The sequence below is a fragment of the Pseudonocardia hydrocarbonoxydans genome (assembly GCF_006539565.1).
Taxonomy (GTDB): Bacteria; Actinomycetota; Actinomycetes; order Mycobacteriales; family Pseudonocardiaceae; genus Pseudonocardia; species Pseudonocardia hydrocarbonoxydans.
In genome coordinates this window covers 1-11,959 of the sequence record NZ_BJNG01000015.1, presented here as the reverse complement: position 1 = coordinate 11,959, position 11,959 = coordinate 1, and the positions used below count along the sequence as shown (strand labels likewise).

Genomic DNA, 11,959 nt, shown 5'->3' with positions numbered 1-11,959 from the left:
GGAAGACGGGCCGACGCGCATTCCGGGCGAGTCTAGGTGAGACGGCACACGGACCGTCGCCCGGCCGCTACGGGGTGGGGGCGGCGGCGACCGCGGACACGACGTCGGAGAACGTGACGTCGACCGGCACCGGGCCCAGCACCGCGCGCACCGCGGCGGCCAGCTCGTCGGCCAGCTGCGGGAGGGGGATCCCCAGGCGCACGACCACCGCGATCTCGACGGGTTCGGCGCCGACGCCGAGCCGCACGCCGTCGACGCGGGCGCGACCGGGCAGGTGCGACGCGACGGTGCCCCACGGCCCGCCGTCGAGCCGGACGACGCCGGGGTGCGCGGCGACGGCGGCGGCGACGGCGCGGGCCGCGGTGGCGACGTCGTCCGTGGGCGGGGGCACGCCGTCACAGTAGTTGGCGCCGGAGGTCCCCGGACACGACGACGGGCGGCCCGCCGCGTGCTGCGGCGGGCCGCCCGGCCGGGAACCGCGACTCAGCGGCGGTCGCCCTTGATGGAGTCGGTCACCGAGGACGCGGCGTCCTTGACCGAGTCGCCCGCCTGCTTGACGTTGGCGGCGGACTGCTCCTTCTTGCCCTCGGCCTGCAGCTTCTCGTTGCCGGTCAGCTCGCCGACCTTCTCCTTCACCTCGCCGACGACCTCTTCGGCCTTGTGCTTGGCCTTGTCGATGAAGCTCATCGCGGTTCCTCCTCCGTCGGGGGACGCCCGTACCGCACCGGTCCGGGGCGGCTACCGTGTCCCACTGGTGGTGAGACGACGCGCCGGCCACCGTCCTCACGGTGATGCGCGTCACGGTTCCAGGGATCGGAGCGCGGTGCAGGTGGCCCGGGCCGTCGCGGTGGCCGCGAGCCCCTCTGCCTCCGGGGCGGAGGTGGGGTCGGGGGTGTCCGCGGTGCCCGACGAGCTCGACGAGCAGACCCTCGTGGTGCGCGCCCAGGAGGGCGACGCGCGGGCGTTCGAGCAGCTCGCGCGCCGTCACCAGGACGCGCTCTACCGGCTCGCCGTCCGCGTGATGGGCGACCGGGCCGAGGCCGAGGACGCCCTGCAGGAGGCCCTGCTCGACGCCTGGCGGCGGATCGGGCGGTTCCGGGGCGAGTCGGCGTTCTCCACCTGGATGTACCGCATCGTCACCAACCGGTGCCTGGGCATGCTGCGCAAGCGCCGCCCGGTGCCGGTGGAGGAGGTCGACGCCGCCCCGGCCCCGGCCCAGGACTCCCCCGAACGGGCCGCCGAGCGCGACGCCGGGATGGCCGCGCTGCACCGGGCCCTCGCCGCGCTGCCCGACGACCTGCGCGTGTGCTGGGTGCTGCGCGAGGTCGAGGGGCAGGGCTACGCCGAGATCGCCCAGATCACCGGGGCCACCGAGGACGCCGTGCGCGGCCGGATCCACCGGGCCCGCACCCGGCTGGCGGAGGCGATGCGGTCATGGCGCTGACACCCGACCCGGACGGCCGCCTGGCCTGTGGCCGCGACGCGGCGGCGGTCTGGGACCGCGCCGTCGCCGGGGAACCCGCCGACGCCCACGAGCGCGGCTGCCCGCACTGCACCGCGGCCGCCGCCGACGCCCGGGGCCTGGGCGCGCTGGTGCAGCGGCTGGCGCAGGAGGACCCGGAGCCGCCGCCGTCGGTGCTGGACCGGGTGATGGTCGCGGTCCGCACCGAGCTGCGCCCGCACGACGTCCTCACCCTGCCCTCCCCGCACGGCCCGGCCCGGCTCTCCCGGGCCGCCGCCGCCGCGGTGCTGCGGCACACCGTCGACGCGATGGCCGGGGTGCGGGCCCGCAGCTGCCGCATCGAGCAGGCCGACGACACCCGGTCCGGGGACCCGGGTCACGCCGTCGACGTGCGGATCACCGTCACCGCGCGGTTCGGCGTCGACCTCGCCTCGGTGACGGCACGGGTCCGCCAGATGGTCGCGGCGGCGGGCGAGCAGGCACTGGGCGTGCCGGTGCGGCGGGTCGACATCGAGGTCGTGGACGTGTTCGGGGACCACTGGTGAGCGGGCTTCCGGAGGTCCGGCTGCACGTGGGCGACGCGGTCGTCGCGCGGGTGGCGGCGCACCACGCCCGCCGCGTCCCCGGGGTGGTGGCGCTGCGCGCCGACCTCACCCAGGCCCTGCTCGGGTTGGCCGACTCCGTGCTGCACCCCGACCGCGACCGCGGCGCCCTGCCCGCCGACGGCGTCCACGCCGAGGTGCGCGGGGGTTCGGCGGAGGTGACGGTCACCCTCGTCACCCGGCTGGGCTTCACCTGCCGGGACGTCGCCCAGGCCGTGCAGCGCGAGGTGGCCGCGGAGGTCGGCGCCTACACCGGCCTCGACGTGCTGGTGCGCGTCGTCGTCGCGGAGGTGCTGCTCGACCGGTAGCGGTCACCGGTCCAGCAGCACGCAGTCGCCGCACAGGCCGCCGTCGCGGGCGCGGTAGTACAGGCAGCAGGAACGGCGGCGGAAGCTCCAGTGGCGGTCCGGCCCCGACGGCGCCCGCAGCTCCCCCGCGCCGGCGAGCGGGCCCGTGTCCAGCAGCCCCTGCGCCACCGCCGCCGCCCGGTCCGCCGCCGCGGGCCACTGCGCGGCGACCATCCGCCGGGCCGAGGCCACCGTCGAGGCCGCGTTGCCGACCAGCACCCGTGGCGACACCCGCACCTGCGCACGCACGGCCTCGACCAGCGGGACGAGGTGCCGCTCGACGACCGCCGCCGCCAGCGCGCCGACGGCGTCGTCGACGGCGGGCACCGGCCGCAGCGGGGGGTCGGCGCACCACAGCGGCCACGGGCCGTCGGTGGTCGGTGTCCAGTGCAGGGTGCGGGGGGTCAGCTCCGGGAGCGTGGCGTGCACCACCGCGGCGGCGAACGGCGCCGAGACGAGCAGGGCGGCGAGGCCCTGAAAGGTGATCGAGGCGGCGACCCGGTCGTCGGAGCCGAGCGCCCGGCGCACGTGCGCGATCCGGGCGGCGAGCTCGGGACCGCCGGCGTAGAGCTCCCCGACCGGGTGACGGCCGGACGGGTCCCCGCCGGCACCGGTGGCGACGGTGAAGAAGGCCCCGGCCCGCGCGACGTCGGCGAGCACGGCCCGCGATCCGGCTCCGGAACTGGCGTGGTCCACCGCGTCAGTGTGCCCGCTGCGACGCGGCGCTCCACGCTACCGTCCCGTGGCGGGCCCGCGCGCCTCCCGCGCAGGTCATCGTGCTCACGTCCGCAGCACTGGCGGACCATCGGCACCGCGTGCGACGCTGTTCGGCGCGTCAGCGCACCCATCGCCGCGTGCCTGCGCACCACGAGACGTCCCGGCCGACTCCCCACAGGTGTCCGGTCGTCGTGCCGGCACCGGGTTCCCACCACGACCCGGGATCGGCACACCCCGGATGCGCCCGTTCGGACCAGATCCAGCGTCCCGACGGGTGCGTCGCGTATTCTCAGACCCCACCATCACGTCGTCCCGATCGCCCATCGATCCTGGGTGTCAGTGTCGGGGTGCACCGAGACGACAGGAGGCACTGTTGGCTGCCACCACGAAGCGAACCGGCACCACGGTCCCCTCGACCGGGCTCTACGCCCCGGATTTCGAGCACGACGCCTGTGGTGTCGCCATGGTGGCCGACCTCGCCGGCCGCCGCGACCACTCGATCGTCCGCAAGGCCATCACCGCCCTGCTGCGCCTGGAGCACCGCGGCGCCCGCGGGGCCGAGGCCAACACCGGTGACGGCGCCGGCATCCTGATCCAGGTACCGGACGCGTTCTTCCGGGCGGTGGTCGACTTCGACCTGCCTGCCGAGGGCGCATACGCGGTGGGTACCGCATTCCTGCCCGTCGAAACCTCCGAGGCCGACGCCGCCGTGGCCGAGATCGACCGCCTCGCCGCCGAGGAGGGCCTCACCGTCCTCGGCTGGCGCGCGCTCCCCGTCGACCCGGACGGGGCCGACATCGGCCCCACCGCGCGCGCCGCGATGCCGAGCTTCCGCCAGCTGTTCGTGGCCGGCGCCGACGGCCAGACCGGCATCGAGCTGGAACGGCTCACCTTCTGCCTGCGCAAGCGCGCCGAGCACGACACCCGGACCTACTTCCCGTCGCTGTCGCCGCGCACGATCGTCTACAAGGGGATGCTGGCCGAGCCGCAGGTCGAGGCGTTCTACCCCGACCTGTCCGACGAGCGCGTCACCACCGCGCTGGCCGTCGTGCACTCGCGCTTCTCCACCAACACGTTCCCGGCGTGGCCGCTGGCGCACCCCTACCGCTACGTCGCGCACAACGGGGAGATCAACACCCTGCGCGGCAACCGCAACTGGATGGCCTCGCGCGAGGCGCTCCTGCGCTCCGACGTGCTGCCCGGCGACCTCTCGCGGCTGTCCCCGATCGTCACCCCGGACGCCAGCGACTCCGCCACCTTCGACGAGGTGCTCGAGCTGCTGCACCTGGGCGGGCGCAGCCTGCCCCACGCGGTGCTGATGATGATCCCGGAGGCGTGGGAGAACCACGACGAGATGGACCCGGCGCGCCGGGCCTTCTACGAGTTCCACTCCACGCTGATGGAGCCGTGGGACGGCCCCGCGCTCGTCGCGTTCACCGACGGCACGCTGATCGGCGCGGTCCTGGACCGCAACGGCCTGCGCCCGGCCCGCTACTGGGTCACCGACGACGGCACCGTCGTGCTCGCCTCCGAGGTCGGCGTGCTCGACGTCGCCCCGGCGAACGTCGTCCGCAAGGGCCGCCTGGAGCCGGGCCGGATGTTCCTGGTCGACACCGCCGCGGGCAAGCTCGTCGACGACGCCGAGATCAAGGGCGCGCTCTCCGCCGAGCACCCCTACGCCGACTGGCTGCACGCGGGCCTGATCCACCTGGGCGACCTGCCCGCGCGCGAGCGCGAGGTCCCGAGCCACGCCGCGCTCACCCACCGCCAGCAGTCCTTCGGCTACACCGAGGAGGAGCTCAACCTGCTGCTCAAGCCGATGGCCTCGGCGGGTGCCGAGCCGATCGGCTCGATGGGCAACGACGCGCCGATCGCGGCGATGTCGGAGCGGCCACGGCAACTGTTCGACTACTTCATCCAGCTGTTCGCGCAGGTCACGAACCCGCCGCTGGACGCCATCCGCGAGGAGCTCGTCACCTCGCTGCAGAGCCAGCTCGGGCCGGAGCAGAACCTGCTCGACGCCACCCCGGCCAACTGCCGCACGATCGTGCTGCCGTTCCCGGTGCTGGGCAACGACGACCTGGCCAAGATCGTCCACATCAACGACGACGGCGAGCTGCCGGGCTTCGCCTGCGTCACGGCGAAGGGCGTGTTCAAGGCGGCCGAGGGCGGGGCCGGGCTGCGCAGGCGGCTCGCCGAGATCTGCCGCGAGGTGTCCGAGGCCATCGAGGACGGCGCCCGGCTGATCGTGCTGTCCAACCGCGGTGTCGACGCCGAGCACGCGCCGATCCCGTCGCTGCTGCTCACCGGCGCGGTGCACCACCACCTGGTGCGGGAGAAGACCCGCAGCCGGGTCGGCCTGGTCGTCGAGTCCGGCGACGCCCGCGAGGTGCACCACATCGCGCTGCTCATCGGCTACGGCGCCGCCGCGGTCAACCCGTACCTGGCCATGGCCACCGTCGAGGACCTCGCCGAGCGCGGCGACATCCCCGGCGTCGACCCGGCCACCGCGGCGAAGAACCTGGTCAAGGCGCTGGGCAAGGGCGTCCGCAAGACGATGTCGAAGATCGGCGTCTCCACCGTGGCGTCCTACACCGGGGCGCAGATCTTCGAGGCGATCGGGCTGGGCCGCGAGATCATCGACGAGTGCTTCAGCGGCACCACCTCGCGGCTGGGCGGCGTCGGCTACGACGTGCTCGCCGAGGAGGTCCTGCGCCACCACCGGCACGCCTTCCCCTCCGACGAGGTGCGGGCGAGCCACCGGGCGCTGGAGGTCGGCGGCGAGTACCAGTGGCGCCGCGAGGGCGAGCTGCACCTGTTCAACCCGCAGACGGTCTTCAAGCTGCAGCACTCCACCCGGTCCGGGCGCTACGAGATCTTCAAGGACTACACCCGCGCCGTCGACGACCAGGCCGGGCGGCTCAACACACTGCGCGGGCTGTTCGCGTTCAAGGAGGGCGTGCGGCCCGCGGTGCCGATCGACGAGGTCGAGCCGGTCGAGGAGATCGTCAAGCGGTTCGCCACGGGCGCCATCTCCTACGGCTCGATCAGCCAGGAGATGCACGAGACGCTGGCCATCGCGATGAACCGCCTCGGCGGCAAGTCCAACACCGGCGAGGGCGGCGAGGACGCCGACCGCTTCACCCCCGACGCCAACGGCGACTCCCGCCGGTCGGCGATCAAGCAGGTCGCGTCCGGGAGGTTCGGCGTCACCAGCGAGTACCTGGTCAACTCCGACGACATCCAGATCAAGATCAGCCAGGGCGCGAAGCCCGGCGAGGGCGGCCAGCTGCCCGGCGGCAAGGTCTACCCGTGGATCGCCAAGACCCGGTACTCGACGCCGGGCGTCGGGCTCATCTCCCCGCCGCCGCACCACGACATCTACTCCATCGAGGACATCAAGCAGCTCATCCACGACCTCAAGAACGCCAACCCGACGGCCCGCATCCACGTGAAGCTGGTCAGCCAGGTCGGTGTCGGCACGGTCGCGGCGGGCGTGGCGAAGGCCTACTCCGACGTCGTGCTCATCTCCGGCCACGACGGCGGCACCGGCGCCTCGCCGCTGTCCTCGATCAAGCACGCGGGCGGCCCCTGGGAGCTCGGCCTGGCCGAGACCCAGCAGACGCTGCTGGCCAACGACCTGCGCGACCGGATCGTCGTGCAGGCCGACGGGCAGCTCAAGACCGGCCGGGACGTCATGATCGCGGCGCTGCTGGGGGCCGAGGAGTTCGGCTTCGCCACGGCGCCGCTGGTGGTGTCCGGCTGCATCATGATGCGCGTCTGCCACCTCGACACCTGTCCGGTCGGGGTCGCCACGCAGAACCCGGAGCTGCGCAAGCGCTTCGACGGGCGGCCGGAGTACGTCGTCAACTTCATGCGGTTCGTCGCCCAGGAGGTGCGCGAGTACCTCGCGGCGCTGGGCTTCCGCACGCTCGCCGAGGCCGTCGGGCACGCGGAGATGCTCGACACCGACGACGCCGTGCGGCACTGGAAGACCGAGGGCATCGACCTGTCCCCGATCTTCGAGATGCCCGCGATCCCCGCGGGCACCGCACGCCACAACACCCGCGGTCAGGACCACGGGCTGGAGAAGGCGCTGGACAACACCCTGATCCAGCTGTGCGAGGGCGCGCTGCGCTCGGGCGACCGCGTGCGCCTGGACCTGCCGGTGCGCAACGTCAACCGCACCGTCGGCACGATGCTGGGCTACGAGCTGACGAAGGCGTGGGGCGGCGAGGGCCTGCCCGACGACACGATCGACGTCACTCTCACCGGCTCGGCGGGCCAGAGCTTCGGCGCGTTCGTGCCGAAGGGCATCACGCTGCGGCTGGTCGGCGACACCAACGACTTCTTCGGCAAGGGCCTGTCGGGCGGTCGCCTGACGCTGCGGCCCGACCCGACGGCGCCGTTCGTCGCCGAGGACAACATCATCGCCGGCAACGTGATCCTCTACGGCGCCACGTCCGGCGAGATCTTCGTGCGCGGCATCGTCGGCGAGCGGTTCTGCGTGCGCAACTCCGGCGCGCTGGCCGTCGTCGAGGGCGTGGGCGACCACGGCTGCGAGTACATGACCGGCGGACGGGTGGTGGTGCTCGGGAAGATCGGGCGCAACTTCGCGGCGGGCATGTCCGGCGGCGTCGCGTACGTGCTCGACCTGCCGGCGCACCGCGTCAACCCCGAGATGGTCGACCTCGACCCGCTCGACGACGAGGACCGCGCGTTCCTGCGCGAGACCGTGGAACGGCACTACACCGAGACCGACTCGGCGGTCGCGAAGGACCTGCTCACCGAGTGGGACGACAACGTCGCCCGCTTCGGGAAGGTCATGCCGCGCGACTTCAAGCGCGTGCTGCAGGCCCGCGAGGCCGCCGAACGCGACGGCCGCAACGTCGACGAAGCGATCATGGAGGCGGCACATGGGTGACCCGAAGGGGTTCCTGACGACCAAGCGGGAGGGTCCGACCCGCCGCCCGGTCGACCTGCGCCTGATGGACTGGCGCGAGGTCTACGAGGACTTCCCCCGTGACCACCTGGAGAAGCAGGCCGGGCGCTGCATGAACTGCGGCATCCCGTTCTGCCACCAGGGGTGCCCGCTGGGCAACCTCATCCCGGAGTGGAACGACCTCGTCTACCGCAAGGACTGGCGCGAGGCCACCGAGCGGCTGCACGCCACGAACAACTTCCCGGAGTTCACCGGGACGCTGTGCCCCGCCCCGTGCGAGGCGGCGTGCGTGCTGGCGATCAACGACGACGCCGTCACGATCAAGCAGGTCGAGATCGAGATCGTCGACCGGGCGTGGGACGAGGGCTGGGTACCGCCGCAGGTACCGGCCACGAAGACCGGCAAGAAGGTGGCGGTGGTCGGCTCCGGCCCGGCCGGGCTCGCCGCCGCCCAGCAGCTCACGCGGGTGGGCCACGAGGTCGTGGTGTTCGAGCGCGCCGACCGCATCGGCGGGCTGCTGCGCTACGGCATCCCCGAGTTCAAGATGGAGAAGTCCCGGCTCGACCGGCGGCTCAAGCAGATGCAGGACGAGGGCACGCTGTTCCGCGCGTCGGTCGACGTCGGGGTCGACGTGACGGTCGAGCAGCTGCGCGCCGACTTCCACGCCGTGGTGCTGGCGGGCGGGGCCACCGCGTGGCGGGACCTGCCCGCCGCGGGCCGCGAGATCGAGGGCGTGTACCAGGCCATGGAGTTCCTGCCGTGGGCCAACCACGTGCAGCAGGGCGACCTGGACGCGCCGCCGATCACGGCCGAGGGCAAGGACGTCGTGATCATCGGCGGCGGCGACACCGGCGCCGACTGCCTGGGCACCAGCCACCGCCAGGGCGCCCGGTCGGTCACCCAGCTGGAGATCATGCCGACGCCCCCGGAGCACCGCACCGAGGGCATGCCGTGGCCGACGTACCCGATGGTCTACCGGGTGTCCTCCGCGCACGAGGAGGGCGGCGAGCGGCTGTTCTCGGTCAACACCACCGAGTTCGTCGCCGGTCCCGACGGGAAGCTCGCCGGCATCCGGATCGTCGAGGTCACCCGCGGGGAGAAGGGCTTCGACCCGGTGCCCGGCACCGAGCAGGAGCTGCCCGCCCAGCTGGTGCTGCTCGCGATGGGCTTCGTCGGCCCGGAGAAGGGCAAGCTGCTCTCCGAGCTGGGCGTGGAGCTCGACGAGCGCGGCAACGTGGCCCGCGACCGCAACTTCATGACCAGCGTGGAGGGCGTGTTCTCCGCGGGCGACATGGGCCGCGGCCAGTCGCTGATCGTCTGGGCCATCGCGGAGGGTCGCGCCGCCGCGGCCGGCGTCGACGCGCACCTCACCGGGCGCACCGTGCTGCCCCGACCGATCGAGCCGACGGACCGCCCGCTGGTCTGAGCTCCGACCGACCGCGACGGCCGCACCCCCGCCCGGGGGTGCGGCCGTCGTCGTGATCGGCTCGACCCCCGCTCAGCGCCCCGATCGGGGCACTGCCGGGCGGTTCCTCACGATCACGCCGCGGGCGGTGAGGGCCCGGCGGACCGCGGCGGCCACCACGGTCGGCCGGTGGAGCACGTCCGCCGCCCCGAACCGGAGGACCCGCCAACCCGCCGCGGAGAGGTACGCCTGACGGTCGAGATCACGCCGTGCGCGTGCGGGTGTCAGGTGCTCCCGACCGTCGTACTCGACGGCGAGCAGCACCTCGGGGTACGCCATGTCGAGGTCGTAGCCGCCGACGCGGTGCTGGAGCACCGGCACCGGGAGGCCGTCGAATCGGATCGCCAGCCGGATCCGGGTCTCCATCGGGGACTCGGCCGGCGCATCGGCGAGCCGGGCGATCTCCGGGAGCCGCCCGCTCCCGGTCGCACCGAGGTACCGGTAGCCGAAGCGGACCACGTCCCACGGATCCAGTGCGAACCGGTGCGCCAGCGCGTCGACGGCGACGACCGCCTCCACCGTCGGGAGCCGGCACGCGAGGCGGAACGCGGTGTGCAGCGGCGAGGTCACCTGCACCTCCCCCACCCGCCACCGCTCGCCGGGCGGGACCACCTCCTCCCGCACGAGCAGGCCCGGCCGCGACCGGATCCGCGTCCGGTCCACGATCTCGGCGGGGGCGTCCCTCGGCCCGCAGGACGCCCCCATCAGCTCCGCCGCGGAGTACCCGCCGACCACACCGGTGCCCTCCACCAGCAGGTAGGCGGCACGGCTGCGCAGCGCGAGATCGACCTCGACGTCGGCGGCGACGTAGACGTCCCGGAACAGGCGGCGGAAGCGCGGGCCGCGCAGCACCTTGGGCGTCAGCACCCCGGCTGCGACGGCGCGCGTCCCGCGGAACGGTCGGCGTAGGTCCACGGCGACATGGACGGGGTCCGGGCGGCGGCGGTTCCACCCGATGGCCGTTCGTTCCCGACCGCACCCGTCGTTCGCGTCCGGGACCCGCGATCATGATCGGCTTCAGTGGCCGGTCAGCGCCCTCTCCAGGGCAGCCACGGGCGGGGCACGACGATCATCGCCGTGGACTCCGGAGCTGTGCCCTCAGCCGTCGACGAGCACGAGCTCGTAGACGTCGTCGCCGATCCACACGCGCAGTCCGTCGGCGTCGTCGGTGAGGTAGCCGTCCTCCTCCTCGCCGAGCTCGCGGGCGGCGCCGAGGGCAGGGTAGGTGTAGCGGATCCGGCCCCCGCCCAGGTCGATCGGCCGGTACTCCCTGGCCAGCCGCGCGGTGCGGCTCTCCGTGGCCAACCAGACCGCGTGCTCCTCCCCCACCTCGGCCTCCCACACATTGCTCCGCATGATCGGAGTATCGGACGCCGGAGCGGGTCGGACGTTCTCATCCTGAGACTGCGACGGCGGCCGCTGTGGGGCGGACCACCACCGTCACGGGGAGGAGTGTGGTGTGCCGCCACAGGGTCAGGCGCCTCACACCCGCCTAACGTCTCGCGGCATGACGATGCTGACGGGTCGGACGGCGCTGGTCACGGGTGCGGCGTCCGGGATCGGGGCGGCCATCACGCGCCGCCTGGTGGCCGACGGGGCGCACGTCGTCGCCGTCGACCGGGACGAGGCGGGGCTGAAGGAGCTCGACGGGGTCGAGCGGGTCGTGTGCGACCTGTCCGACCTCGACGCCGTCGACGCGCTGCCCGCGGCCGTCGACGTCCTCGTCAACAACGCCGGCATCCAGCACGTGGCGCCGGTGCACGAGTTCGACCCGGAGCGGTTCGGGCTCATCCTGCGCGTGATGCTGGAGGCCCCGTTCCGGCTGGCCCGGCTCGTCCTGCCGCACATGTACTCCCGCGGCTGGGGCCGGGTCGTGAACGTCTCCAGCGTGCACGGGGTGCGCGCGAGCCCGTACAAGTCGGCCTACGTCAGCGCCAAGCACGGGCTGGAGGGGCTGTCGAAGGTGATCGCGCTGGAGGGCGCCGCACACGGCGTCACCAGCAACTGTCTCAACCCCGCCTACGTGCGCACGCCGCTGGTCGAGAAGCAGGTCGCCGATCAGGCGCGCACCCACGGCATCGACGAGTCCGAGGTCCTGGAACGGATCATGCTCACCCCCGTCGCGGTGAAGCGGCTCATCGAACCCGCCGAGGTCGCCGAACTGGCCGCGGTGCTCTACGGCCCGGCGTCCGGATCGATCTCCGGCACCTCCCTGCTCATGGACGGCGGTTGGACCGCCCACTAGGCCCTCTCGTCGCTGGGACAGGGAAGCCACCCTCGCCGAGGTCATCGGCGCGAGCACTGCCGACGCCACCGTCGGGGGATGCCGCCACTTCCTGTTCGGCGGCGCCCGCCACACCGGCGTTCGTGCAGGTCATCCTCCCCGACAGGGACCCCGGCCGCGGGCCGACTGCATCTGGCCAC

The 11,959-nt window shown here is 73.5% G+C and carries 11 protein-coding genes; 6 read left to right on the top strand and 5 right to left on the bottom strand.

Annotated features, from left to right (window positions below):
- Window positions 1-67 precede the first annotated feature (67 nt).
- A complete protein-coding gene (locus PHY01_RS08400) occupies window positions 68-391 on the bottom strand; it encodes an Asp23/Gls24 family envelope stress response protein (RefSeq protein WP_141277986.1) in 324 nt (107 codons plus the stop codon).
- Window positions 392-483: 92 nt separating this feature from the next.
- Entirely contained in the window at window positions 484-687 is a 204-nt protein-coding gene (locus tag PHY01_RS08395) for a CsbD family protein (RefSeq protein ID WP_141277985.1), read from the bottom strand.
- A 136-nt stretch (window positions 688-823) separates the two neighbouring features.
- On the opposite strand from PHY01_RS08395, the gene PHY01_RS08390 reads away from it, so the two are divergent.
- Genes PHY01_RS08390 through PHY01_RS08380 form a run of 3 tightly spaced genes read left to right on the top strand, consistent with a single transcriptional unit; the run spans window position 824 to window position 2,372 of the window.
- Window positions 824-1,444: an RNA polymerase sigma factor gene (locus PHY01_RS08390; RefSeq protein WP_246085781.1), complete on the top strand. Its 621-nt coding sequence runs from the start codon at window positions 824-826 to the stop codon at window positions 1,442-1,444.
- Complete coding sequence (locus tag PHY01_RS08385; protein WP_141277983.1) at window positions 1,435-2,007, top strand: Asp23/Gls24 family envelope stress response protein; 573 nt, start codon at window positions 1,435-1,437, stop codon at window positions 2,005-2,007. Before PHY01_RS08390 ends, PHY01_RS08385 begins: the two co-directional genes overlap by 10 nt.
- Window positions 2,004-2,372 carry an Asp23/Gls24 family envelope stress response protein gene (locus PHY01_RS08380; RefSeq protein ID WP_170183712.1) on the top strand — a complete coding sequence of 123 codons (369 nt, stop codon included), beginning with the start codon at window positions 2,004-2,006 and terminating at the stop codon, window positions 2,370-2,372. The genes PHY01_RS08385 and PHY01_RS08380 overlap by 4 nt, the downstream gene beginning before the upstream one ends.
- Window positions 2,373-2,375: 3 nt before the next feature.
- Here PHY01_RS08380 and PHY01_RS08375 read toward each other — a convergent pair whose 3' ends face one another.
- Complete coding sequence (locus PHY01_RS08375) at window positions 2,376-3,107, bottom strand: (2Fe-2S)-binding protein (RefSeq protein ID WP_141277981.1); 732 nt, start codon at window positions 3,105-3,107, stop codon at window positions 2,376-2,378.
- A 394-nt stretch (window positions 3,108-3,501) separates the two neighbouring features.
- On the opposite strand from PHY01_RS08375, the gene gltB reads away from it, so the two are divergent.
- Both gltB and PHY01_RS08365 read left to right on the top strand, forming a co-directional pair.
- On the top strand, window positions 3,502-8,052 hold the full coding sequence (gene gltB / locus PHY01_RS08370; RefSeq protein ID WP_246085780.1) for a glutamate synthase large subunit: 4,551 nt from the start codon (window positions 3,502-3,504) through the stop codon (window positions 8,050-8,052).
- Window positions 8,045-9,496, top strand: a complete 1,452-nt coding sequence (locus tag PHY01_RS08365; RefSeq protein WP_141277979.1) for a glutamate synthase subunit beta — start codon at window positions 8,045-8,047, stop codon at window positions 9,494-9,496. Before gltB ends, PHY01_RS08365 begins: the two co-directional genes overlap by 8 nt.
- Before the next feature lie 72 nt (window positions 9,497-9,568).
- On the opposite strand, the gene PHY01_RS08360 is transcribed toward PHY01_RS08365, so the two are convergent.
- Window positions 9,569-10,450 carry an endonuclease domain-containing protein gene (locus PHY01_RS08360; RefSeq protein ID WP_141277978.1) on the bottom strand — a complete coding sequence of 294 codons (882 nt, stop codon included), beginning with the start codon at window positions 10,448-10,450 and terminating at the stop codon, window positions 9,569-9,571.
- 183 nt (window positions 10,451-10,633) lie between these two features.
- Window positions 10,634-10,891 (bottom strand): hypothetical protein, encoded by a 258-nt coding sequence (locus tag PHY01_RS08355; RefSeq protein ID WP_141277977.1) that lies wholly within the window; start codon window positions 10,889-10,891, stop codon window positions 10,634-10,636.
- A 151-nt stretch (window positions 10,892-11,042) separates the two neighbouring features.
- Between PHY01_RS08355 and PHY01_RS08350 the strand changes: the two genes are divergently transcribed.
- Window positions 11,043-11,780: a 3-hydroxybutyrate dehydrogenase gene (locus tag PHY01_RS08350; protein ID WP_218030069.1), complete on the top strand. Its 738-nt coding sequence runs from the start codon at window positions 11,043-11,045 to the stop codon at window positions 11,778-11,780.
- Window positions 11,781-11,959: the final 179 nt, after the last annotated feature.